The 25,030-nt window shown below is 37.0% G+C and carries 25 protein-coding genes and 1 pseudogene; 16 read left to right on the forward strand and 10 right to left on the reverse strand.

Annotation, left to right across the window (positions count from 1 at the left end; genetic code table 11):
- Positions 1 to 55 precede the first annotated feature (55 nt).
- From ykgB to F928_RS08235, 5 genes are all read left to right on the forward strand, one after another.
- The gene (gene ykgB, locus F928_RS08215; RefSeq protein WP_005073631.1) at positions 56 to 1,291 is read left to right on the forward strand and encodes a lactonase family protein; all 1,236 of its coding nucleotides are present in this window, start codon (positions 56 to 58) and stop codon (positions 1,289 to 1,291) included.
- A gap of 134 nt (positions 1,292 to 1,425) precedes the next feature.
- Entirely contained in the window at positions 1,426 to 1,788 is a 363-nt protein-coding gene (locus F928_RS08220) for a hypothetical protein (protein WP_005073636.1), read from the forward strand.
- Between the two features lie 253 nt (positions 1,789 to 2,041).
- Complete coding sequence (acnB, locus tag F928_RS08225) at positions 2,042 to 4,681, forward strand: bifunctional aconitate hydratase 2/2-methylisocitrate dehydratase (RefSeq protein WP_002119674.1); 2,640 nt, start codon at positions 2,042 to 2,044, stop codon at positions 4,679 to 4,681.
- Between the two features lie 227 nt (positions 4,682 to 4,908).
- A complete protein-coding gene (locus F928_RS08230) occupies positions 4,909 to 5,343 on the forward strand; it encodes a hypothetical protein (RefSeq protein WP_002119709.1) in 435 nt (144 codons plus the stop codon).
- 116 nt (positions 5,344 to 5,459) lie between these two features.
- Entirely contained in the window at positions 5,460 to 6,443 is a 984-nt protein-coding gene (locus F928_RS08235; RefSeq protein ID WP_005073642.1) for an ion transporter, read from the forward strand.
- Between the two features lie 26 nt (positions 6,444 to 6,469).
- Here the strand turns inward: F928_RS08235 and F928_RS08240 are convergent, their stop codons facing one another.
- Positions 6,470 to 7,669, reverse strand: a complete 1,200-nt coding sequence (locus F928_RS08240) for an MFS transporter (RefSeq protein WP_005073644.1) — start codon at positions 7,667 to 7,669, stop codon at positions 6,470 to 6,472.
- Between the two features lie 214 nt (positions 7,670 to 7,883).
- Between F928_RS08240 and F928_RS08245 the strand changes: the two genes are divergently transcribed.
- Positions 7,884 to 8,681 carry a DUF4198 domain-containing protein gene (locus F928_RS08245; protein ID WP_005073646.1) on the forward strand — a complete coding sequence of 266 codons (798 nt, stop codon included), beginning with the start codon at positions 7,884 to 7,886 and terminating at the stop codon, positions 8,679 to 8,681.
- A 286-nt stretch (positions 8,682 to 8,967) separates the two neighbouring features.
- Complete coding sequence (gene metR / locus F928_RS08250; RefSeq protein ID WP_002122195.1) at positions 8,968 to 9,888, forward strand: LysR family transcriptional regulator; 921 nt, start codon at positions 8,968 to 8,970, stop codon at positions 9,886 to 9,888.
- 60 nt (positions 9,889 to 9,948) lie between these two features.
- Here metR and F928_RS08255 read toward each other — a convergent pair whose 3' ends face one another.
- Complete coding sequence (locus F928_RS08255; protein ID WP_002122149.1) at positions 9,949 to 10,401, reverse strand: DUF441 domain-containing protein; 453 nt, start codon at positions 10,399 to 10,401, stop codon at positions 9,949 to 9,951.
- Positions 10,402 to 10,651: 250 nt separating this feature from the next.
- Between F928_RS08255 and F928_RS08260 the strand changes: the two genes are divergently transcribed.
- Positions 10,652 to 10,870, forward strand: a complete 219-nt coding sequence (locus F928_RS08260) for a hypothetical protein (RefSeq protein ID WP_002122273.1) — start codon at positions 10,652 to 10,654, stop codon at positions 10,868 to 10,870.
- Positions 10,871 to 10,971: 101 nt separating this feature from the next.
- A complete protein-coding gene (gene rsuA, locus F928_RS08265) occupies positions 10,972 to 11,676 on the forward strand; it encodes a pseudouridine synthase (protein WP_002122183.1) in 705 nt (234 codons plus the stop codon).
- Here rsuA and F928_RS08270 read toward each other — a convergent pair.
- The 3 genes from F928_RS08270 to F928_RS08280 all read right to left on the reverse strand — a co-directional run bounded on the left by F928_RS08270 (position 11,669) and on the right by F928_RS08280 (position 13,538).
- The gene (locus F928_RS08270) at positions 11,669 to 12,112 is read right to left on the reverse strand and encodes a GNAT family N-acetyltransferase (RefSeq protein ID WP_002122286.1); all 444 of its coding nucleotides are present in this window, start codon (positions 12,110 to 12,112) and stop codon (positions 11,669 to 11,671) included. The genes rsuA and F928_RS08270 overlap by 8 nt on opposite strands.
- A gap of 98 nt (positions 12,113 to 12,210) precedes the next feature.
- On the reverse strand, positions 12,211 to 12,519 hold the full coding sequence (locus F928_RS08275) for a type II toxin-antitoxin system RelB/DinJ family antitoxin (RefSeq protein ID WP_002122138.1): 309 nt from the start codon (positions 12,517 to 12,519) through the stop codon (positions 12,211 to 12,213).
- 110 nt (positions 12,520 to 12,629) lie between these two features.
- Positions 12,630 to 13,538, reverse strand: coding sequence for a pseudouridine synthase (locus F928_RS08280; RefSeq protein ID WP_005073652.1), 909 nt, complete (start codon positions 13,536 to 13,538; stop codon positions 12,630 to 12,632).
- A 120-nt stretch (positions 13,539 to 13,658) separates the two neighbouring features.
- Here F928_RS08280 and tsaE point away from each other — a divergent pair, with 120 nt between their 5' ends.
- The 5 genes from tsaE (at position 13,659) to F928_RS08305 (ending at position 18,629) form a co-directional block, all read left to right on the forward strand.
- Entirely contained in the window at positions 13,659 to 14,132 is a 474-nt protein-coding gene (tsaE, locus tag F928_RS08285) for a tRNA (adenosine(37)-N6)-threonylcarbamoyltransferase complex ATPase subunit type 1 TsaE (RefSeq protein ID WP_005073654.1), read from the forward strand.
- A complete protein-coding gene (gene mutL, locus F928_RS08290; RefSeq protein WP_005073657.1) occupies positions 14,125 to 16,074 on the forward strand; it encodes a DNA mismatch repair endonuclease MutL in 1,950 nt (649 codons plus the stop codon). The genes tsaE and mutL overlap by 8 nt, the downstream gene beginning before the upstream one ends.
- A 6-nt stretch (positions 16,075 to 16,080) precedes the next feature.
- Positions 16,081 to 17,025, forward strand: a complete 945-nt coding sequence (miaA, locus tag F928_RS08295) for a tRNA (adenosine(37)-N6)-dimethylallyltransferase MiaA (RefSeq protein ID WP_005073661.1) — start codon at positions 16,081 to 16,083, stop codon at positions 17,023 to 17,025.
- Between the two features lie 93 nt (positions 17,026 to 17,118).
- Positions 17,119 to 17,631: an RNA chaperone Hfq gene (gene hfq, locus F928_RS08300; protein ID WP_002122267.1), complete on the forward strand. Its 513-nt coding sequence runs from the start codon at positions 17,119 to 17,121 to the stop codon at positions 17,629 to 17,631.
- A gap of 140 nt (positions 17,632 to 17,771) precedes the next feature.
- Positions 17,772 to 18,629 carry a DMT family transporter gene (locus F928_RS08305; protein WP_005073664.1) on the forward strand — a complete coding sequence of 286 codons (858 nt, stop codon included), beginning with the start codon at positions 17,772 to 17,774 and terminating at the stop codon, positions 18,627 to 18,629.
- 39 nt (positions 18,630 to 18,668) lie between these two features.
- Here the strand turns inward: F928_RS08305 and nfsB are convergent, their stop codons facing one another.
- Positions 18,669 to 19,322, reverse strand: coding sequence for an oxygen-insensitive NAD(P)H nitroreductase (gene nfsB, locus F928_RS08310; RefSeq protein WP_005073668.1), 654 nt, complete (start codon positions 19,320 to 19,322; stop codon positions 18,669 to 18,671).
- Positions 19,323 to 19,456: 134 nt separating this feature from the next.
- On the opposite strand from nfsB, the pseudogene F928_RS22730 reads away from it, so the two are divergent.
- Positions 19,457 to 19,686 (forward strand): annotated as a pseudogene (locus F928_RS22730) (hypothetical protein).
- Positions 19,687 to 19,693: 7 nt separating this feature from the next.
- Here the strand turns inward: F928_RS22730 and lpxH are convergent.
- Positions 19,694 to 20,413: a UDP-2,3-diacylglucosamine diphosphatase gene (lpxH, locus tag F928_RS08315; protein ID WP_005073671.1), complete on the reverse strand. Its 720-nt coding sequence runs from the start codon at positions 20,411 to 20,413 to the stop codon at positions 19,694 to 19,696.
- Between the two features lie 15 nt (positions 20,414 to 20,428).
- Positions 20,429 to 20,938 carry a peptidylprolyl isomerase gene (gene ppiB, locus F928_RS08320; protein WP_000009660.1) on the reverse strand — a complete coding sequence of 170 codons (510 nt, stop codon included), beginning with the start codon at positions 20,936 to 20,938 and terminating at the stop codon, positions 20,429 to 20,431.
- A 168-nt stretch (positions 20,939 to 21,106) separates the two neighbouring features.
- Between ppiB and F928_RS08325 the strand changes: the two genes are divergently transcribed.
- Entirely contained in the window at positions 21,107 to 22,834 is a 1,728-nt protein-coding gene (locus tag F928_RS08325; RefSeq protein WP_005073674.1) for a glutamine--tRNA ligase/YqeY domain fusion protein, read from the forward strand.
- A gap of 484 nt (positions 22,835 to 23,318) precedes the next feature.
- Here the strand turns inward: F928_RS08325 and F928_RS08330 are convergent, their stop codons facing one another.
- Both F928_RS08330 and eutC read right to left on the reverse strand, forming a co-directional pair.
- Positions 23,319 to 24,041, reverse strand: a complete 723-nt coding sequence (locus F928_RS08330; RefSeq protein WP_005073676.1) for a glutamine amidotransferase — start codon at positions 24,039 to 24,041, stop codon at positions 23,319 to 23,321.
- A 166-nt stretch (positions 24,042 to 24,207) separates the two neighbouring features.
- On the reverse strand, positions 24,208 to 25,023 hold the full coding sequence (gene eutC, locus F928_RS08335) for an ethanolamine ammonia-lyase subunit EutC (RefSeq protein ID WP_005073679.1): 816 nt from the start codon (positions 25,021 to 25,023) through the stop codon (positions 24,208 to 24,210).
- Positions 25,024 to 25,030: the final 7 nt, after the last annotated feature.

The following is a 25,030-nucleotide window of genomic DNA, read 5'->3' on the forward strand; positions in this document are numbered from 1 at the left end:
TTGATATACCTTGTTGATAAATGCAAATAAGGTGGTTTTTTTCAAGGATATAGTAGTGAATATAGATACTTATGTTGAAATTAAAAATGGCAAGGAAAACGATATCAACGTTAAATATCGTGGCCTAATTCAAAAATTAACAGCAACATTGTCATTGACGCTCTTGTCATTTGGATGGTGCTCCACCGTAAATGCTGCACAACAACAAATTGCTTTAGTAGGAACATGGACATCAATTCCTAATGCACCGCTTGCGCAAAAACCAAAACAAGCCAGTGAAGGTTTGTACCAGCTTCAAGTGAATAAGGATGGAACTTTAACTCCTGTTAAAGTGCTGAAAATGAAAAGTCCTTCTTGGATTGTGAAATCGAAAGATGGTCGTTTTGCATATACCACTAATGAAGAAAACGAAGGTGCGGTGACTGCATTATCTATTCAAAACGGAAAGGTGGAAGTGTTGAACACTGTGGATAGTCATGGTGGACATCCAACACATGCAACAATCAGTTTAGATGGTAAGTTCCTGTTTGTATCGAACTATTCTGCATTCGATAAAGGCCGTGGTGGTGTGGCTGTTTTGCCAATTTTACCAAATGGCCATTTGGGTGAAAAAGTACAAAATATAGTTTTTGAGGAAGGTTCTGGCCACGTTAAAGGTCGCCTAGAAAGTGGTCATGCTCATTCGACAACTTTCAGTCCAGATGGTAAGTATTTATATGCTAGCGATCTTGGAAATGACAAAGTCTATACATTTCATTATAACCCGAACAAGGCTCAGCCACTTGAAGCGGATACTAACCGCGATGTAACTTTTACGCATGGTTCTGGCCCGCGTCATATGGTCTTTTCACCAAATGGTAAACATGCGTATGTTACCGCAGAAATGCGAAGTGAAATTGTGACATTTAACGTGCAAGATGGTCATTTGAAAAAAGTGGCTGAGCTAAAACTAATCCACGAGGATAAAACACCTGAATTTAAGAGTGCGAGTGGAATTATCCTTAGCCCAAATGGTAAATATGTGATTGCTGCCAATCGAGGTGCAGACAACAAACTTTTAGTATTTAAAATCCAACAGAATGGATTGCTAGCTAAGCCAGTTGCTTATAAAGCGAATGGTATTGAACCACGTGCCTTCTCATTTGATGCATCTGGTAAATATCTATATGTAACCAATGTTTATAGTAACAATATTAGTTTATTCCGTTTTGATGCAAAAAATGGCACCTTAAAACCAGCTGGCGATGCAGCAAAAATATCAACACCTACGGATATTAAATTCTTTAATTAATCCAAAACATGAAACAGGCATGTCTAATGCTTAATACAAAAGACCGAGATTTTTTGATCTCGGTTTTTTATAGCAGTTTTGGCAAAAACGATGATTTTCCGTATGATATGGACAGCAATAATTAGTGTAGTGAAATGATGAAAAAGATTTTATTGATTGCAATGAGTTTGCTCTTTGTGGGTTGTTCAGAAAAGAAACCATTAACACCAGAAGAGCAGTGGCATGGCTTTTGTACTAGCGTAGGAAATGCTGCAAGAAGTATTGTTTTTGATCGTCAGCAAGCAATTGAAAAAACGCAGGCAGTTGAGCATGCAAATAAGATTGAAGATGAGATAACTAAAAAATTCATTCTTAATGTTATTGAAAAAGTTTATGCAATTCCAAAAGAAGAACTGACAAAAGATCCTCAAGCAATCCAAGAAAAAGTTAGAAAGCAAATGATGAATGAATGTTTGGCAACCCCTCATGACAAAATGCCAAAATATAAATCATTCTAATTGTGGATGAGGTTATTGAATTTTCATCTGGCTGAAGCTCTTTTTGCTTAAAAATAGCTCAATTTTACCCAATATGCTCATTATTTGAACATAGGTATTTAGATACAAAATAATGGGCATCACGGAGAAACACCCCGCGCTCATTAACTTTTACCTTGAACTCTAGTAAACTTTTGTAGTCCATATTACTTGTGAAGCTTTTAAGAAAGCTGGAATTTGCAAGTAATTTTTCAAAAAAAGAGGAATGAACACCGTGCTAGAAGCTTACCGCCAACACGTTGAAGAACGTGCCGCACTCGGAGTCCCACCGAAGCCACTTGATGACGCTCAAACAGCTCAGCTTGTTGAACTATTAAAAAATCCACCAGCAGGCGAAGAAGCGTTCTTGGTAGATTTGCTTGAAAACCGTGTTCCTGCAGGTGTTGACCAAGCAGCTTACGTAAAGGCAGCATTCTTGGCAGCGATTGCAAAAGGCGAAGCAACTTCACCACTCGTTTCTAAAGAACGTGCAGTTTACTTACTTGGCACTATGCTAGGTGGTTATAACGTAGCACCACTTGTTGAACTTCTTGACAATGCTGAACTTGCAGGCTTAGCTGCTGAAGCATTAAAGAAAACTCTTCTTGTATTTGATGCATTCCATGATGTAGCAGATAAAGCAAAAGCTGGTAATGCAGCTGCTAAAGCTGTTTTACAATCTTGGGCTGAAGCAGAATGGTTCACTAGCCGTCCTGACGTTCCAGAAGAAATCAAAATCACTGTGTTTAAAGTAACTGGTGAAACAAATACTGATGACTTGTCTCCAGCTCAAGATGCTTGGAGCCGTCCAGACATTCCATTACACGCAAATGCAATGTTGAAAAACGAGCGTGATGGTATCAACCCTGAAAAACCAGGTGAAGTTGGTCCATTAAGCCAAATTAAAGAACTTATCGCTAAAGGCAATCAAGTTGCTTACGTTGGTGACGTTGTTGGTACAGGTTCAAGCCGTAAGTCTGCAACTAACTCTGTTCTTTGGTTCTTTGGTGATGAACTTCCACACATTCCAAACAAAAAAGACGGTGGTGTGTGCTTAGGTTCTAAGATCGCTCCAATTTTCTTCAATACTATGGAAGATGCAGGTGCATTACCTGTAGAAATCGACGTTGCTAATATGAACATGGGCGACGAAGTAGTATTGAAAATTGACCATGCTGCTGCAAAAGTAACTGCTTTTAAAGATGGCGTGCAAATCTCTGAAGCAGATCTTAAAACTCCAGTACTTTTAGACGAAGTACGTGCTGGTGGTCGTATTAACTTGATCATTGGTCGTGGTTTAACTGCTAAAGCACGTGAAGAATTAGGTCTTGCACCTTCTACATTATTCCGTACTCCAGTACAACCTGCTGACACTGGCAAAGGCTTCACACAAGCTCAAAAAATGGTTGGCCGCGCATGTGGTTTACCAGAAGGTCAAGGTATCCGTCCAGGAACTTACTGTGAACCTAAAATGACTACAGTTGGTTCTCAAGATACAACAGGTCCAATGACTCGTGACGAGTTAAAAGACTTAGCATGCTTGGGCTTCTCATCTGACTTAGTGATGCAGTCTTTCTGTCACACTGCTGCGTATCCAAAACCAGTTGACGTAACAACTCACCATACATTACCTGACTTCATCATGAACCGTGGTGGTGTATCTTTACGTCCAGGTGACGGTATTATCCACTCTTGGTTAAACCGTATGTTACTTCCAGATACAGTAGGTACTGGTGGTGACTCACATACTCGTTTCCCAATCGGTATTTCATTCCCAGCGGGTTCTGGTCTTGTTGCGTTCGCAGCAGCAACTGGTGTTATGCCACTTGATATGCCTGAATCTGTACTTGTTAAGTTTAAAGGTAAAATGCAACCTGGTATCACTTTACGTGACCTTGTACATGCAATTCCTTACTACGCAATTCAAGCGGGTGATTTAACTGTAGAGAAGAAAGGTAAGAAAAATATCTTCTCTGGTCGTATCCTTGAGATCGATTTATCAGAAATGGAAAATGACTTGACTGTTGAGCAAGCATTCGAACTTTCTGATGCGTCAGCTGAACGTTCTGCTGCTGGCTGTTCAATCACACTTTCTGAAGAGAAAGTTGCTGAATACCTACGTTCTAACATCACGATGTTGAAGTGGATGATCGCAGAAGGTTATGGCGATGCACGTACACTTGCTCGTCGTGCTGAAAACATGCAGAAGTGGTTAGATAACCCAAGCTTGTTAAAAGCTGATGCTGATGCAGAATACCTAAAAGTTTACGAAATCGATCTTGCTGACATCAAAGAACCAATTCTTTGTTGCCCGAACGATCCAGATGACGCGAAACTTCTTTCTGACGTTCAAGGCGACAAAATTGATGAAGTATTCATCGGTTCTTGTATGACGAATATCGGTCACTTCCGTGCAGCTGGTCAGTTACTAGATAAAGTACCTGGTGGTTCATTGTCTACTCGTTTATGGTTGGCTCCACCAACTCGTATGGACGAGCACCAATTAATGGAAGAAGGCTTGTATAACATCTATGGTCGTGCTGGTGCACGTACAGAGATGCCTGGCTGTTCATTATGTATGGGTAACCAAGCACGTGTAGCGCCGAACACAACATGTGTATCGACTTCTACTCGTAACTTCCCGAACCGTTTAGGTCAAGGTGCTAACGTTTACTTAGCGTCTGCTGAGCTTGCATCTGTAGCTGCGGTTCTTGGTAAATTACCAAGCCCAGAAGAATATCAACAGTACGCGTCGCAAATCGACAGCGCTTCTGCTGACATCTACAAATACTTAAACTTCGACAAGATGAGCGAATATACTAAAGAAGCTGATCAAGTTGATACTAAGAAAATCCAAGCTGCTCAATTGACTTAATACGTCAATTTAGTAAAAAAAGGAGCTGATTATTCAGCTCCTTTTTATTTTAAATGAGACTTTGTACATTATTAGACTTAGAAAATAATAAATAGATCAAATTTTATTTAATGAAAATGTAAAAATAAATATTACTCTAGATATTAAATTGATTTTTGTTTTAAAATATTCGAACGAACTTGAAAATAATTAAAAAAATATGAGTATTTTATATAGGGAACTTAAGAATGCTAAAGACAATTGTTGAATTTAAATTTGATGATTATCAATTATATGACCAAAAAACTTATGCTGATGAAGGTGGTATTTTAGTTCAAAAAACTGAAGATATTGCACAATATATTTTTAGTATATTAAAGAATAGATATCATTTAAATGTAGAGTTATATAGTGAAACCTGGGGGTGGGAAATTGAGATTCCCTTAGCTGAAATAACGATGTATCTTGGAATAAGTGTCTATGAAGAATATAGTAATGGATTCGCAATTTTTATTTCTCCAAATACTCCGATTTTAAGAAAATTTCTATTTAGAAAAATTGATATTACTCATCATATTATGATGTTGCAAAATTATATAAATATTATCTTAAAATCGCATCCAGGCATCTATGATGTGATGTGGTGGGAAGAGAATGAATTTCGATGTGTAGCCACGAATTGATGAAAAAATTTAAGGCTCAAATATTGGGGTAAGTAAAACAAAAATTGTTAAAGACTATATTGGTGAATAGAGGCGATGAGCTTACTATATCTACAATATTAAGTGGTCAGATCAATATGCATAATTCAGCTTGGAAGGGATTACGTAAGTTTTTTTATAATAATCTTCATAACCATGACTATGAAACGACGGTAAGTAAATGCATTAACTATTTTTTAGTTATTTTAATTATTGGTAACGTCGCTGCTGTTTTATTAGAAACAGTAAATGATTTGTACTCAAATTATCGTATTTGGTTTGACTACTTTGAGAATATTTCAATCGCAATTTTTAGTATTGAGTATTTATTAAGGTTGTGGAGTGTTGCAGATCGAGATACGACACAATCCGCATGGAAAACTCGCTTGAATTGGATGAAAAGTGGGGAAGCAATTATTGATTTGATGGCAATTTTGCCAGCTTACCTGAATTTCTTTGTACGAATCGATCTTCGTATGCTTCGGATTTTACGTCTACTTCGTTTATTAAAATTAACACGCTATTTTATCTCACTACAGATATTGTTATGTGTGATTAAACGCGAGAAGGGATCTTTTCAAGCAGTTATCTTTATTTTAATTATCATGATTATTATGACTGCTTCTGGAATTTATGTGGTTGAAAACAAAGCTCAGCCAGAAGCTTTTAGCTCAATACCTAAATCTATGTGGTGGGCAGTGGTTACCTTAACTACAGTGGGGTATGGCGATGTCACTCCTGTAACTAGCCTAGGAAAGTTATTAGGGGCGCTTATTACTATTTTAGGTGTGGGTATTGCAGCATTGCCTGCTGGTATTTTGGCGTCTGGACTTGCAAATGAGCTTAATCAACGGAATCAGAGACTAGAGCAAGAGTTTCGTGAGCTACTTCAAGCACGAGGTATTGATATTTTACATGATGAAATTGAAATAGAGCGGGTCCGTCAAAAAGTAGGATTGCCAAAAGAGCAAGCGCATAACCTGATTATTCAAATTATGCGTGAAAAAGTATTAGAGGAAGAAGAGACGGTTCGAGAGAAAAAATGTTATTGCCCGCACTGTGGTGGAAAGCTAACTGATTAGAAATAATAAGTTAGCCTTTTGTTTAATTAAGCTTTTTTGCTGGCTTTTTCTACTGCAAATGCGATAAGTAAGATAATCAGACCGCCAAGGCTTAAAACAAAACCTACCCAGATTGGAGCGATCCAACCCATTTGGTGGCTGAGTACCCAGCCCCCTAAAAATGCACCTAATGCATTGGCCATATTAAAGGCAGAGTGGTTGAGTGAGGCAGCTAAAGTTTGGGCATCACCTGCAACATCCATTAGACGAGTTTGTAATGCTCCGCCTAACCCCATTACCGTGAGGCCAATTAAAAATAAAGATGCGATGGCAGTATAGATATTACTCATTAAAAAACTAGTGACAACAAAAGCGATAGCTGAGCTAATTAATACACCCACTATAGTTTTGTTGAGGTTCTTATCTGCAAGCCATCCTGCCGCTAAACCACCAATAACCATACCTATACCCCAGATAGCTAAAGCGATAGGAACGATTTGGATATTAACTTCTGTGTATTCGGTCAAAATTGGAGAGACATAGCTATAAACTGAAAACATGCCTCCAAAACCGATTGCACCCACTGCTAGTGTTAACCACATGTTGATATTTTTAAGGCCAGCTATTTCAGTTTTTATACTGGCAGTAGCTTGAACTGGGATATTGGGTACAAAGAAGCCAACAGCAATTAAAGTGACGAAAGCAATAGTTGCTGAAAACTCAAAACCTGCTCTCCAACCAAAGTTTTGGCCTAACCAAGTTGCTAGAGGAACTCCAATTACTGTTGCGACTGTAAGCCCCATCATCATTTGGGCAACTGCAGAAGCTCTTCTTGACGGACCCGCTAGTTCAGCTGCAACTAACGCACCGACTCCAAAATATGCTCCGTGTGGTAAACCTGCAATGAAACGTGAGACTAGAACAGTTTCAGGTGTATGAGCTAAAGCAGTACAGGCATTCGCAACACCATAAAACAGCATTAAGCCGAGCAATAAAGTTTTTCTAGGTACTTTGGCTCCGAGAATAGCGATGATAGGAGCACCAATAACTACACCCAATGCATAAGCACTAATAAAGTGACCAGCTTCAGGTACTGTAATATTTAAATTATTTGCAATTTCCTGAATCAGTCCCATTGCGACGAATTCAGTGGTTCCAATACAAAAACCACCTACAGCGAGTGAGAAAATTGCTAAAAAGAGAGAGTAATGTTGAGGTGTGGAAAGAGGAGATTGCGGGGACGCCATAATAAGTTAAGGGAAGACACAAAAAAGAGAAGTATAAGGGAAAACAGAACAGAATAATAAAAAACTAAAATATTGAGGGAAAGATTACGTATTTCTTTTTAAAGTAAAATTAAATTTATTAATGATAATAAGAATTATTTTTATTTGTGTATACTGTATCCGCTTATATTTTGTCTGAAATTTTTAACTTTGCGTATAACAGGATTTTGTAATAATGAATAGATTTCTAATGACGTCACTTGCATTGATATGTACAACAGGCTTTGCTCATGAACCTTATGTAGCTCCTGTAGCTTATAAAACTGAACAGACTCAAGTACCCGTAATTGCTGGTTATGCGGAAGAAGCATTAAATAGTGAATATGCTTTAAAGGATGCTAAGCTTACTGTAATTACACCTAAAAATGAGCTTAAAACCGTCAATTCAGAAGCCCTGAATAAGTCTGCTACTGTTTTTGATGTAGATCTACCTGAAGAAGGCACATACATTGTTCAAACTCAGGCAAATTATCCTTTGAAATATGTATATGACCAAAAAGCATGGCATTTATTTTTTGATATGCCAGCTGATAAAGCTCCGCCGAAAGCAGAACGTGAATATTTGATTCCGACTGACCTTAAAACAAAAACAATTAAAACAGAACAAGTAACACGTGAGTGGATATTGCAGAGTTATCTTTCTAAAGGAAAAGTTTCAGATATTCAGCTTCCGAATATACCGATTAAAGTTAGTTTCTCTGTACATCCAAACCAGATTAAAACTGCTCAACCTGTTAAATTAACCATAACTGAAAAAGGACAACCTTTAGCTTATGCTGAAGTGAATTTAAGAGAAAAGGGTGCAACTGACAAGCAAGCGCAGCAGTTTAACGCGGGAGGCAACGGTCAAGTCGAACTTACGTTTCCAAAAGTTGGAGAGTACCTAGTAGAAGTAACAGCTCCTCTAAATTTGAAATTAAAACCTAAAGATCAGAGCTATACGATTATTAGCTTAAATGTTTTAGCGCAATAGTTTTTAGTGTTTTAAAAAATAGGTCTTTATTAGGCCTATTTTTAGTTTTTATATTCTTACTCATTAAAAAACTTCATTAAAACGTTTAATTTCACTTTAGTTTCAGAGGAAACAAAAATTCATTGCAAGTAAAAGATAATGAAATAAAATTCATGTTGAGACAAACTAATCAATTTTATGTTAAACTGAATAAAATTCATTAATAAGGATTTGTCGAAATTTTTATGGAAAAGCAAAGATGAGCTTTAACCATTTATAGATAAATCTGTTTTTTAGGCTTGGGCCCATGTTAGAAATACGCCACCTTAAAACTCTAGTTGCTTTACGCGAGCATGGTTCATTAGTTTCGGCAGCAAATGATCTTTGTTTAACGCCATCTGCTATTTCTCATCAATTAAAAGAATTAGATCATTGGTATGGAGTAGAAGTAGTTAATCGTCGAAGTAGACCTGTTAGTTTTTCTAATGTTGGACAGCGCTTATTAAAATTGGCTGATGATGTTTTACCACAAATCCAGATTACACATAGTGATATCACACGTATTGTGCATGGACAGACAGGTAGAATTATTTTTTCATCGGAATGCCATAGTTGCTTTGACTGGTTAATGCCTTTATTAAATCAGTATCGCCAGCAATATCCTGACGTCGATTTAGACTTTGCTTCGGGGTTTGAAGCTAATCCACATGAACTCTTACAAAATGCAGAATTTGATTTACTGATTACAGCTGATCCAATTGCGTTAAAAGGAATTGAGTATTTTCCGATTTTTGAATATGAGTCACGGTTAGTCTTATCAAATACTCACCCTTTGGTGCGGGCTGAAAATATTACAGTTCAAGAGTTGGCCGAAGAAGTTTTAATTACTTATCCGGTTGATAAGCACCGTTTAGATATTATGTCTAAACTTTTCATCCCCGCGAATATTCAGCCTAAACAAATACGGACAACAGATTTAACTCAAATGCTTATTCAACTTGTTGCAAGTGGACGAGGTATTGCTGCTTTACCTGATTGGGTAGTCAATGAATATGAACAAAAGGGATGGGTTACTAGTCGTCGTTTAGATTGTGTTTCTCCTACAGGTTTAAGACGAACTTTATATGCAGGCTACCGAACTGAAGAAAAAGAGAAAAGTTATTTTGAAGGCTTTTTAAAGCAGTTAGAAAAGTTCTCTTTAAAGCGAAACGCTTATTATTCTGGCTAAAAAATAATTTAGCCTAAGTCTTAAAAAGGTGCTTTATTGCACCTTTTTCATGTTGATTTTTTATTTGCCAATAAATAAAGAGAGTAAGCCTGCTGCAATTAGAGGACCGACTGGTACACCACGGAGTAAGGCGACGCCAGCAACTGTACCAATGAGTAAACCTGCAACCACGTCAGGTTGGCTTGACATTAGTTTTACTCCGCGACCACCTAGCCAGGCGACTAACAGGCCAATTGCGATAGCCATAAGAGACTTAACACTAATAAAGGATTTTAAAATACTCTCTCCACTGAGTTTCCCACTGGCAATTGGAGTGAGTACGCCAATGGTTAAAATAAGAATTCCTAAATTAAGACCATGAGCTTGAATATAAGGGAAAAACTCATTTAATGGTGTGATTTTAACGACAATCAACACACCTGCTGCAATAGTTACAGCTGCATTTTGACTTAATAAGCCGCAGACAAGCAGAACGAGTAGAACAACTAAATTAACATCAAATTGGGCAAGCATGGCGAGCGGAGGGCATTATAAATAAATGGAATTGTATAATATTTAAGAGTTGGAATGTGAAAGCTTTAAAAGATACAGCTGATTTCAGCTCTTCTTAATTAAAAATTGAGTGTATATCTCTCAATGATAAGGAGTTTTAATTTTTGGTTACGCTTGGACACAATGTTATATAAATTAACAAGTTAAAAATTATAGTGTTTAAAAATTATGATATAAAAATAGTCATTACTCATGAGTACGGGATATTTTTATGGACATTATAGATATCAAGATCAAAGATCAGTTTGATAAGATTCATGATGCAAAAGCACAACTAAAGAAAAATTTAGTGGAACATGAAAATGAATCTTTAAAACTAAGCCAACGAATTGAGCATATTATTGTTGATAATGAAATTATTTTGCCTACTACAGAATTATTATTTGAAAGCGAACAGAACGAAAATATTTATCGAGTCGTTGAAGAGTAAGGTTGCGAGCTAGTTCAAGTAGATGAAAACAGTAGCGAGTAGTGTTTAGTAAAAAATGGAACTACGTTAAAATAACAGCTTAGTTCTAATGAGAAAACTTCATGCTGCTGGAAAAAATTTTACAATCACAAGGGTTTGGTTCTCGTAAATATTGCCAGCAGTTAATAAAAAACGGATCTGTAAGTGTTGATGGAGAGGTTGCAGATGATCTCAAAAAGCAATTCTCTCCAGAAAATTTAGAATTTTCTCTTTTTGGGGAAACTTATCAATATCGAGAAAAAGTTTATCTTGCGCTAAAAAAACCAAAAGGTTTTGAGTGTTCACACCAACCTCACCATCATCAAAGTGTATTTAGCCTTTTACCGGAAATCATGATTCAACGTGGTGTGCAAGCCATTGGCCGTCTAGATCAAGATACAACGGGCTTACTTTTACTTACTGATGACGGTAAATATCTTCAAGCTTTAACTCATCCCCGTAAGCATGTTCCAAAGGTTTATCATGTTACGACTATAGATCCAGTTACACCTGAGCAAATTGAAATGCTGAGCCAAGGTGTGAGCCTACATCAAGAAAAAGGTATTTTCGCTGCAACGGATGTAGCGATATTAGAAATGCATCAATTAACCATGACGATTCATCAAGGTGTTTATCATCAAGTAAAAAGAATGATTGCAGCCGTGGGAAATAAGGTAGAAGCATTACATCGCCATCAAGTCGGGCAATTGGTTTTACCTGAACTTGAAGATGGAGAATGGGTTTATTTATCTGAAGAACAAAAACAACTCGCTCAAAATATCATTTGAGAAAACAATGGAAGGTTTGGAACTCGCTATCTCGAATAAATCCCATTTGTTCATATAAGCGATGAGATTCATGATTGTTGCTTTGAGTTTCTAAACTAATCCGCAAAGCATTCTCTTGCTTTGCAAATAAGATTGCTGTATCGATTAGCTGTTTAGCAGAACCTTGACGACGAAAAACAGGCGTAACATAGACATCATCTAGGATATAGTAAGTGGAACAAGCAACTGAAGAAAAACCTAAATAGAGTAAAATAAAACCCGTAATTTTATCGTCTTTAATATGAATGAAGAACACACTTTCTCTATTCTCAAAACGTTGTTTTAGGAAGTGAAGTGATTCATTAAAATTAGAAGAGGCCCCATAAAATTGGCGATATTCATCAAATAAAACGGCGAGTTGCTCTAAATCTTCAAAAGTCGCTCGTCTAACGATCATTTGGCACTCCTTGTAACTTATCATTATGTTTTTACAAAGAGAGCATAACGAAAAAAAGAGCTTTTTGACGTTAAAACTTGTTTATAAATGCAACAGTGTTAAGTTTTGTCGCTTTCACCAAGAAGTGCATTCAACTCTTCAAATAAATCTTCATGGTCATCATCTTCAGCTAAAGTTGATGAATTTTGGTTTAATGAAGATGCTTTTGCTTTTCTCAGTTTTAATAATTGTTCCATATTAATATTCTGATTTTCGATAGCAAAAGGAATAGATTTAGTTAATACGACCTGTTTAAAAAAAAGTCGTACTGCTTGGGCAGGGGTAATTCCCAGTTGTTTAAAAACAGCAAAAGCCTGCTTTTTTTCTTGGGAGTCAAGTCGAACCTGATAAACTTCTGTTTTTCGCATGAATAATAAAACCAAATGATTTTAATTTTTAGGAATTTATTTTAAACCATCGCAATGTAATTTCAATGCTTTTTGGCATAAAAAATAATCTTTTTGTCATTACGGTTACATTACAATGTCAATTCAAACTTGGAATTAAAAGACATTCCCTCTTTTGTGACGGGGTCTGTAAATGAAATATGCTTAGCTAGAAGCTGTAATGGTTCTGAGAAGTCATCCTCAGATTTGTGCTGAACTACGGGATAAAATGGATCATTTTTAATCGGAATTTCTAAGTAATTAAGATGCACACGAAGTTGGTGCTGTTTGCCCGTTGTAGGAGTTAAACGATATTTTGCCCAAATCTGGTTGTGCTCTATAAGCTCAATATCAGTCTGGGTATTGGCTTTCACATTTTCTATAACCTGCATCGTATAAAAAGGATGGCCTTTATCTAAATGCAAATATAATGTTTGAGGAAAATTTAAATCTTTTTTATAAGGTGCAATAGCGTGATAAATTTTATTGACTCGGCGCTCTGCAAATAATTGTTGATAAATACCACGCGACTCAACCCGCTTGCAAAATAGAACAACACCCGCGGTTTCGCGGTCTAAGCGATGAATAGGTGTTAAAAATTCATTGCCAGTTTGTTTTTTTAGCCGCACTAAAAGAGTTTCTTGAACATATTGTCCTGTCGGGCTAATTGTTAAAAAATGTGGTTTATCGACCACCAGTAGATCATCATTCTCAAATAAAATCCGATGTTCAAATGGAACGTGGACTTCATAAGCAAGAAATCGATAATAAAAAATATGACTATTACTTTGGTATGGACTATCTAATGTTAGTTTTTGTCCATTTGCCCCATAAATAAGTCCGTCTTGAAATCTTTGTTTCCACTCATCTGTTCTAATATGTGCAAAGTGACCACAGAGATACTCATAAATCGTTTGAGTGTCTTTTTGTTGAGGAAGATAAACTTGGCTTGCGCTTACACCATCAATCATAGGTGGCAAAAAATCGTTCGGACTAGACATAAGAAAGTGTGAATATTTAAGAAAATTGATATAAAAAAAGCCAACTTCTAGGGCTTAAGTAGGCTTTTAAGGCAGGGCAATGTTATCATATCGATTATTTTGAATCATGTTATGTGTGCTATGTCGTATTCATTGAAATTGGTCTTAAATCATGAAGAAGATACTGAGCGTTTAGCTCGAGCTTTGGCGCAGCATGTTCAGTCGGGTGTAATTTATTTAATCGGGGACCTAGGTGCGGGTAAAACCACACTTACGCGCTATTTCTTACAGGCTTTGGGTCATAAAGGTTCTGTTAAAAGTCCAACTTATACGCTTGTTGAGCCGTATAAAATTAATGATAAAGAAATTTTTCATTTTGATTTATATCGTTTGAATGACCCCTACGAACTTGAATTAATGGGAATCCGTGATTATTTGGATATCACAGATGCGTTATTTCTATTTGAATGGCCTTCTAAAGGTGGTGATGAAATTCCACAAGCGGATATCATCATTGACATTCAAAAGTCAGATGATGAGTTGGCTCGTTTAGTAACGTTAACTTTATCAACAGAAAATTTGTATCAGACTTTGCAGGAACAGCTTCATGACTGATGAAAAGCTAACACAACGTCGTATTCATACATTAGACGCAGCGTTAGCGAACCAGATTGCAGCAGGTGAGGTGATTGAGCGTCCTTCTTCTGTGGTCAAAGAATTATTAGAAAACTCAATTGATGCAGGTGCAACTGAGCTGATTGTACGGATTGCTCAAGGTGGTTCGACTTTAATCGAAATCATTGATAATGGGCATGGTATTCATCCAGATGATTTAGCACTTGCTGTCATGCGTCATGCCACAAGTAAGATTAAAACCGCTGAAGATTTACATGCGATTGTGAGTTTGGGGTTCCGTGGGGAAGCCTTAGCTTCGATTGCTGCGGTTTCAAGATTGACTTTGACCAGTAGCCAAGATGAAAGTGGTATTGGTCATCAAGTTGAAGTAAACGGTACAGCATTTGATCATCAAGAAGTACAAGCAGTTGCTGCTCAAAAGGGAACCCATATACGTGTTCAGGACTTATTTTTTAATGTTCCTGCACGCCGTAAATTCTTAAAAAAACCAACCACTGAATTTGGGCATATCGAAGAGATTGTTCGCCGTCTGGCTCTAACGCATTTCGATATACGTTTTGTGCTTGAACATAATGATAATATAAGAATTAATTTACCTATAGCGGATAGCGGAGAGCTACGTTTTCAGCGAGTTCAGCAATTATTAGGCTCACAATTTGTTCAAAATGCATATTGGATCGATGCTGAAAGTATTAGTATGCGTTTATCAGGTTGGCTTGGTCATCCTTCAGATGCACGTGCACAGGCTGATATGCAATATGTCTATGTAAATGGTCGTATTGTCAAAGATAAAACGATTTCGCATGCGCTACGTATGGCGTATGACGGTATTTTACATGGTCATCAACATTCATCTTATTTACTTTTTTTAGAAGTTGACCCCGAAAATATTGATGTCAATGTTCATCCGACTAAACATGAGATTCGATTTTTAAATCAAAGAGAAGTGCATGAGTTTGTAAGACATTATGCAAAAGAAACTCTCGCACAATTTCAGACAGCGAGTGCTGATCTAGCTCAAGCGATGAAAGCGGATGAAAGCTCAGATTATTTAGTACAACCTCAGCCCAAATATCAAGAACAATTTTCATTGCACCGTGCAAATGAAAATTTAAATTCAGACAGTGAAGCACGAACTCAGCATGCACCGACTGAATTATTAACCGATTTTAACGCTAGTCGTCCGCAAGCTGTTCACTATGCAGATCAAACACCAAAATATAATGGTTCTGCTCAATTAAATAATGCTCTAAAAACTTATTTAGCCCCACTTCGCGACCAACCTACTAGTTTTTCGGTAAATGAGGATGTTGAGCCAGTTGCTAAAGTAGATGAATTCCCATTAGGTATCGCAATTGCTCAACTGCATGGAATTTATATTTTAGCCCAAAATACCGAAGGGCTTATTATTGTTGATATGCATGCGGCACATGAACGTATTTTATTACAGCAAATGAAAAATGCTTGGGATAAACCTGAATTTTGGACATCTCAGCAGTTGCTTATACCTAAGGTAATTTCCATTAGCCGTATGCAAGCCGTTAGGGTCGAAGAATTAAAACCTCAGCTTGAGCGTTTAGGCTTGGAAATTGATTTATATGGTGATGAGCAAGTTATTGTTCGTGGTGTGCCCGCCATATTACAAAAAGCTGATTTTGAAAATCTTATTCCAGAGCTTTTAAATGATTTAGATCCAAATGATGAAGCACAAGGATTACTTCAAAAAAGAGATGAGTTGTTAGCGGGAATGGCATGTCATGGAGCCGTACGTGCACATCGACAACTCAGTCTTTCAGAAATGAATGCTTTACTTCGTCAAATGGAACAAACCGAATTTGCGAGCCAATGTAACCATGGGCGGCCAACTTGGCGTGCATTTCCATTATCTCAATTAGATAAATTATTTGCTCGAGGAGAGTAGTTTTACATGTCAAATCAATTGCCCGTCATCAATTTAATGGGACCAACTGCGAGCGGAAAAACCGCTTTGGCATGTGAATTATACGAGCATGGAAATTTTGAGCTAATTTCTGTTGATTCCGCTCTTGTCTATAAAGATATGGATATTGGTACGGCTAAACCAACTCGTGAAGAGCAAGAACTCTATCCTCATCATCTTATTGATATTATTACTCCTCTGGAAGTCTATTCAGCTGCTCAGTTTGTTGAAGAGGCATGTAAATTGATTGATGAAATGCATTCACGTGGCAAAACTCCTATTTTAGTAGGAGGGACAATGTTATATTTCAAGGCACTGTTAGAAGGGTTATCTGGTAATTTACCAAGTGCTAATGCTGAAGTTCGAGCTGCAATTGAAGAAAAAGCTCTAAACGAAGGATGGCAGGCAGTTTATGATGAGTTGGTTTCTGTAGATCCTGCTGCCGCTATAAAGTTTAATGTAACTGATAAGCAAAGAATTATTCGGGCACTGGAAGTTTATAAAATTACGGGTGAACCAATTACTAAATTGCAGGCAGAACAACCAAAAAACGTACCATATCGATACATATTTCATAACTACGCTTTACTTCCGGATCGGGTAGAATTACATCAACGCATTGAGCAAAGATTAAGCAAAATGTGGGATATCGGTTTTTTGAGTGAAGTTGAATCTCTAATTGAAAAATACGATTTAGATGAAAATTTACCCTCAATGCGTTCGGTGGGTTATCGACAAGCACTAGAATTTCTATTAAAAAGTGATCTAAGTCTCAAAAGTAAACGTGAAATGGAGGATAAAGCTTTATTTGCAACACGACAACTTGCCAAACGTCAATATACGTGGTTACGTTCTTTGCAAGAAATACACGATTTTAAAACTTACTTGACGATAAAGCAGGCGAAAGAAGACTTGCGAAACTCTTATGGATAAAGCAAAATTTGCACACTGTCTTTTTATAATTTTTAGTTGAAAAATAAAGATAGTTTTTTTGCGCTGATTTAAAAATTTTTTTTGGAGTTAAAAATGTCTAAAGGTCAAACTTTACAAGATCCGTTCTTAAATTCTCTCCGTAAAGAACGTATCCCTGTTTCTATTTTCCTTGTGAACGGTATTAAATTACAGGGTCATATTGAATCTTTTGACCAATATGTTGTTTTATTAAAAAATACTGTAAGTCAAATGGTTTACAAACATGCGATTTCAACTGTTGTTCCAGCACGTAACCCTCGTCCAGCAGGCGCACAAGGTACAGGCTTCCCAGCACAAGGCGGCACTCAAGGCGGTTTTGGTGGTCAAGGTAGCGGCTTTGGCGGCGGTCAAGGCGGTGGCTTCGGTGGCGCTCAAGGCGGCTTCGGTGGCGCTCAAGGTGGCTTCGGTGGCCAAGGCGGCTTCGGTGGTCAAGGCGGTTTCGGTGGCCAAGGCGGCTTCGGTGGTCAAGGCGGTTTCGGTGGTCAAGGTGGTTTCGGTGGTCATCAAGGTGGTTTTGACAACGATTCTAAATTTGAAGATGGTCAAGACGACGAAAATAATCGTTAATTGAAATCTTAAAAGAAACCAGTCAGACAATGACTGGTTTTTTTATGTGTATTTAAAAGTTGATTCAAAATATTTAACTGGTCATGGAGAATGATTTGTCATGATGACTAATTTTATTTAAATAAATAGGGCTTTAATGAATGCTATTAATATTAGCTGCTGCTTTTAGCAGCGTCTTGGTATCTATCCTATTAAAAAATTTAAAGAGAAAAGGTTATCAACCACTACAAATGATTGCATGGAACTATGCAAGCGCAAGTCTTCTTTGTTTTTGGTGGTTTCAGCCTGATATTCAACATGTTTCAATACAACATACGCCTTGGTGGTTAATCTTTGCTTTAGGAATAATTTTACCTAGTATTTTTTTATGTCTTGCTAAATCATTAGAGTATGCAGGGATTGTGAGAACCGAACTTGCACAGCGTCTTTCAGTTGTTCTTTCCTTACTTGCGGCATATTTCTTTTTTCATGAACAATTTAATACCTTAAAACTGTGGGGTGTAGGCCTAGGGATTTGTGCGGTCTTACTCGTATTATTTGGGCAAATCAATTCTTCAGCAAATCACCAATCTCGAAAGGCGATCTTTGCTCTTTTAAGTGTATGGTGTGGTTATGCAGCAGTAGATATTCTCTTGAAATATACAAGTAGTTTAGGTCTGCAGTTTACACTCACTTTAAATCTTATTTTTATTACTGCTTTTATATTGTCGATTTCATATTTATTGCTACAGAAGACTCAAAAGTGGCAGTTTAAAAGTATGATAGCTGGGTTAATATTAGGAATACTTAATTTTTCAAATATTGCTTTATATGTAAAAGCTCATATTCTTTTAAAAGATTCTCCTGCCATTGTTTTTGCAAGTATGAATATTCTTGTTGTGTTATTGGGAATTTTAAGCGGAGTGATTTTATATAAAGAAAAATTAAAATGGCCTACTATTTTGGGGATTCTTTTAGGAATAAGTGGGGTAGTTTGTTTAGCTAGCGCAATGGCTTGATAGTTCAAGAGAATAGGATCTCTTGAACTATAGAGATTTTTATAAATATGTGAAAATCACTTCATCTGGCAGACGTGATTTAGGAAGCTTAGCATTAAAGTCATTTTCACTGCGATAGCCTAGAGAAACAATCACAGAGCTTCGTAAGCCTTTTTCAGTTAACCCGAGCTCAGTATTTAGAACTTCTTCATCAAAGCCACCCATTGGAGTTGCATCAATGCCTTCTAAGCCAGCAGCAAAGAGTAGCTGTCCTAAAGCAATGAATGTTTGATTTTCCATCCACCCAAATAAATTTTTCTGTTCATTTCGGTAGAAGTCGACGTAGCCATGGCGAGTATCTTTTTGACCTAATTTTGCTTTTTCATCTTTAAAACGGCCACTTAAATCATCTTGCTCAAGTAGTTGATTTAAGTACTCAGATGTAATATCCGTTTTTGTACAGAATACAAGTGTATGTGATGACTCAAGCACTTTAGGAGCATTGTAAGCATACTTTCCTGTTAATGCTTTTGCGATTCGTTCTTTCGCTGCAAGATTATCTGCAACTACAAAGTGCCAAGGCTGAATATTTACTGAAGATGGGGTAAAACGTAAAATTTCTAATAATTTCTTAATTTTTTCTTGAGGAATTTTCTTTTCAGAATCATACGCTTTTGTTGTATAGCGACTTTTAACCGTATTTAATAAATCCATACTTTACTCCATATCAGTATAGCAATTGAGAGAATTTAATCTTTGCCATCATACGCTATTTTATTCAAAAACATTTCCTGTGTAGTTTGATAAAGAAATATAATTTCATATAAAGTTTTAGTAATCTATTGAAAATGATTGATTTAATGCCAACAGATGCAAAAGTAAGCTGCGAGAATTTAGAATCGTTAAAGCCTTTATCATTTTTGCATTGGTTTTGAGTCTTTTGATTTTATACATCGAGTATCAAAAGTATGGACATATAAGCTGGAAATTTGTATTTATTGCCAGTATCTGTGTGATTTACGATTTTGATTTAAATAAAAAAATTAAAGAATTGAAAATTCAAATAAAAAGTGACTAATTTCTAACTAATAATTCCAGGTAACCAATTCAAGCTGTTGCATATTTGAAGACGGATCAATTTCTAAAATATAAGCTTGATCTTCACGCCAATCGCCAAGAACAATTCGTTGTTTAGCTTGTACTTGGTGAATTGCAGGGCGATGGGTATGCCCATGAATCAGTATATCTGCATCTTCTAAAGCAGAAATAACAGCTTGTTCATTCACATCCATAATTTCATAGCTTTTTTGCTGTTTATCTGCGGAGCTTCTTTTTCGAAAGCCATTAACCAGTTTGGTGCGAAAACTCAGGGGTGTACGGCGTAAAAAAGCCACTAAAAGTGGATTTCGAATAATTTTTCTAAATCTTTGATAGGAAACGTCATCTGTACATAGTGCATCACCGTGTTCTAAGCGGTACTGATGTCCAGCAATATTAAGATAATAAATGTCAGGTAGTAATACACCGTTAAATTTATTGAGGAAAATCTGATTTAAAGCAAAGTCTCGGTTACCCACTTGGAAATAAACGCGATTCCCTTTTTGGTTAAATACTTTTAAAGCCTCGACAATTTCGTCGAGCCAAGGCGCTGAATAGTCATCACCAATCCAAGCATTAAACCAATCACCTAAAATATAAAGCTGTGTTTGTTTATTTTGATAATGTACCAACAAATCTAAAAACCCTCGAACGAGTCGAGGGTGTTCAGGTGACAAGTGTAAATCTGAAATAAACAGATAAGTCACAGCTTTATCCTAAAATTATTCAGAAATAATTTTAGCAGATTCAATAACAACGTTTTCTAAAGGAACGTCAGCGTGATAACCACGGTTACCTGTACGTACGCCTTTGATTGCTTCTACAACGTCCATACCTTCAACAACTTTACCGAATACAGCATAACCCCAACCTTGTGCAGTTTTTGAAGTATGGTTCAAGAAAGAGTTATTTTTTACGTTGATGAAGAATTGTGCAGAAGCAGAGTGTGGAGCTTGAGTACGTGCCATTGCAATGGTACCTACATCGTTGCTTAAACCGTTGTCAGCTTCGTTTTCAATCGCATCACGAGTTGCTTTTTCTTTGAAGTTTTCGTCAAAGCCACCACCTTGGATCATGAAACCGTCAATAACGCGGTGGAAAATCACGCCATCATAGAAACCGTCACGTACGTATTCTAGAAAATTAGCAGCCGTTTTCGGTGCTTTTTCAGTGTTAAGCTCAAGAACAATACGACCTTTGTTGGTGTTTAATTCGACTTGAGGAAAACTCATTACATTAATCTCCTAAACATGGGCAAATTGACCATGGGTTTTTGGTTGAGAGAAGCATAAGCAAACTGTAAACTACAAGGCAAGTAAAAAACGTTAAAATCTTTGTGAAAAATGAAGATAGCGTTTATTTTTTCGAAATTTTATCTACAAAGAAGTGATTGATACACTATGAAGCCTAATGATGTTGTCTCGAACCTGCCAAACAACCCGACACCGAATACTCATGCCTCTGTCGATTCTGCGCAGCAAGAACAACAGGCTGGATTAGATTTTGTTCGCCAAGTCATTACCGATGATTTAGCTGCCGGACGTGCCAAACAAATCGTAACGCGTTTCCCGCCAGAACCAAATGGTTATTTACATATTGGTCACGTAAAAGCAATTTGCCTCAACTTTGGCGTTGCTGAAGAGTTTAATGGTCTTTGTAATTTACGTTTTGACGATACCAACCCGGATGCGGAAGAACAAGAGTATGTTGATGGGATCGCCAATGATGTGAAGTGGCTTGGATTTAGCTGGAATGGCGAACCACGTTATGCTTCCGGTTATTTTGATCAGCTTTATGCTTGGGCAATTCAGTTGATTGAACAAGGCGATGCATATGTTGATTTGCAGTCTCCAGAAGAAATCAAATTAAATCGTGGTAGCTTTGTTGAACCAGGTAAAAATTCGCCATATCGTGATGCTTCTGTTGAAGAAAACCTTGCTCGTTTTGAAAAAATGCGCAATGGTGAACTTAAAGAAGGTGAAGCTGTTTTACGTGCCAAAATTGATATGGCAAGCCCGAATGTACATATGCGTGACCCAATTTTGTATCGTGTTTTACATTCAGAGCATCACCAAACAGGCGATAAGTGGAAAATCTACCCAATGTATGACTATGCTCATCCATTGTCTGATGCGATCGAAGGAATCACACATTCACTTTGTACATTAGAGTTCCAAGACCACCGTCCGTTTTATGACTGGATTGTTGAAAAAGTTAAGTCTAAAGCTGTGCCGCATCAGTACGAATCTTCTCGTTTAAACGTAGATTACACCATTACGTCTAAACGTAAATTACGTAAATTGGTGGAAGGTGCGTATGTAAATGGTTGGGATGACCCACGTATGCCAACCGTAGTCGGTATGCGCCGTCGTGGTTTTACTCCTGAAGGCTTACGTGATTTTTGTAAGCGTGTAGGCGTGTCAAAAACTGACGGTATTGTTGATGTTGCAATGCTTGAGTTCTGTATTCGTCAATCTTTAGAAAATACTGCTGCGCGTGGTATGGCTGTTTTAAGTCCACTTAAAGTGACTTTAACTAATTTACCTGAAGATATGGATCTTACGCATGCTCGCCATCCTAATGTTGATATGGGTGATCGTGTTATTCCTTTAACCAAGGAAATCTATATTGATCGTAAAGATTTTGAAGAAGTACCGCCAAAAGGCTTTAAACGTTTAATTCCTGATGGTGAAGTGCGTTTACGCCATGCTTACGTGATTAAATGTGATGAAGTTATTAAAGATGCAAATGGTGAAGTGATTGAATTGAAATGTTCAATTGACCCTGAAACTCTAGGAAAGAATCCGGAAGGCCGTAAAGTTAAAGGCGTGATTCACTGGGTATCTGCAACTAAAGGGATTTCTGCTGAAGTGCGTATTTACGATCGTTTGTTTACTGAAGCCGCACCTGATGCAGATGATGACTTCTTGGCAAATCTTAATCCTGAATCATTAAAAGTGGTACAAGCTGTTATTGAGCCAGCTTTAGCACAAGCGAATCCTGAAGATCGTTTCCAATTTGAGCGTGAAGGCTATTTTGTCGCTGATCAATATGATCATTCACCTGAAAAACCAGTGTTTAACCGTATTCTCGATTTAAAAGATAGCTTCAAGCCTGAGAAAAAGTAAGAGATTGATTATCTCTTACTTTTTCGCAAGACGAACAATATATTGTGAGTAGACAGTAGAGATTGATTATCTCTTACTTTTTCGCAAGACGAACAACATGTTGTGAGTAAACAACAGATATAAAAAAGCCCAACTCAGTTGGGCTTTTTATTTAGATGTCTTCTCATATTTTCTTTTTCTTTATGATTAATATCCTTGGCAAATTAGCTTAGGTTGGATTAATCACATAAAAATAAAGAACCAAGATTATAAGGAGAATACATGAAAGCAATAAATAAGTATTGACCGTATTAAAGCTTTTAAGAAATTTCCAGATATCCATAGTAAATCAACGTATATTTTGTGTTACAAATTAATAATACACTGAAAATTTTATTAAATGTTTGTTAAAGGCGAATATAGCATTCTCTTTGTTTGAAAAATAAGCAAGCAATCATACCAAATGGTAAAATTTAATATTCGCGCATATTAGAGTCTTTATAGTTTATCCACTATAACCAATTCTTTTTAAGAATTTTTGAATAACCTCAAATGCAGCATGTTCGAGTGCTTGGGCATATTGCAAGTTTTCTTCGCGAAGTTTCTGAATCGAAATCTTGGCATTACGAAGTTCACATGTATGGCCAATTAACCATTTCTCAAAATTTTCTTCTGTTGTTTCAATATGAAACTGCAACGCGAGAATATTATTTCCAACTTCAAATGCTTGATTGGTATAAATCTCTGAACTAGCTAATAACACCGCGTTTTCAGGGAGGTCGAAAGTATCGCCATGCCAATGTAGAACATGGACATTATTAAGCAAAGGAGATAACACCTGATTGGCACGTAGGCTTAAGCTCAGTGGTCCCCAACCAATTTCTTTCTGATGCCCCGCATATACTTTTGCGCCAAGCGCATGGGCAATAAGCTGTGCACCTAAACAAATACCAAGTGTAGGTTTATCTGCTGCTAGACGTTGTTTAAGTAAAGCAATTTCGTCTTTTAAAAATGGATAATCTTCAGTTTCATAAACTCCGATTGGGCCACCTAAAATAATAGTTAATCCATCGTGTGCAAAAGCAGCAGTTAAATCGTCAACACCCGCTTCAAAATAACGGACGCGAAATCCAAGTTGATAAAAGACATCTTCTAATGAACCTAAGTCTTCGAAAGCAAGATGCTGAATGGCATAAATAGTTTTAGGGAAGGCGTTTGTTGTGTTCATACAAATGATTCATAGAAGATCAATAGGTGGAGTATAGCGATAAATATAAAGAAGAAAATATCTGTATAAATCGTCAATACCTGAAAATTGATATTTTTCGTTAAGATAATATTGTTATGCAAAGGATTATCTATTTTTCAATAAATCTCTTTGCATATTCCATTGCTTAAAATAATAGCTTTTGAGTTTCTGCAAAATCTATATTTGAAAGTTGATGCTCATCTTTTAGATTAACTCCTGAGAAACCAAGTTGTTTGGATTTTTTCATTAAAGCGATTAAACGTTGTACTGCAACTGGAATACTTAAACCTGCTGAGCGAATATTAGAAATACAATTACGTTTGGCATCGAGGCAGCCTGAATATGCATTCCATGTGTAGTAAATTCCCATACTGTCAGGAGAGCTTAAACCAGGGCGCTCACCAATGAGCATCACAAGCATGGATGCTTTAAAAATTTCTGCAACTTCATCGCCTAAAGCAACTCTGCTTCCTGTTGCAAGTACAATCGGGGCAAGGCTCCAATTTTCTTGCTGAATTTGTTCATTCAGCATTGTAATGAATGAGATAGCATTTGCTTCAATCGCTCTTGCAGAGAGACCGTCACCTACCACAATACAAACATCATACTGTTGAGGGTTTTCTGCATACTTCTTAATTAAGGTATCTTTTGATGGGTTTGAAAGCTGACGACCTAAATCCGGGCGTTTAAGATAAATTTCTTTATTAGGTGCATTACTTTGTATATGAAAATTTTGCAGCTGCTGCTGTGCTAATTGCTCCGAGAGGTAGGAAACATCCATCTCTTGATAAACTGCATCTTTTGCTTGCGCATGAGACAACTGAAACTCAAGTAAGGCGCGTGTTGGGATACTACAACCAGCGCGTCCTAATGCAATGCGGGCATCAGTAAATTGTTTAAGTTTTTCCCACTGATCTTGATGGGTAGAGGATGGATAGTGAATATCATGGTTCAGTTTCATGGTGTTC

This window comes from Acinetobacter pittii ATCC 19004 = CIP 70.29, from assembly GCF_000369045.1.
GTDB lineage: Bacteria > Pseudomonadota > Gammaproteobacteria > Pseudomonadales > Moraxellaceae > Acinetobacter > Acinetobacter pittii.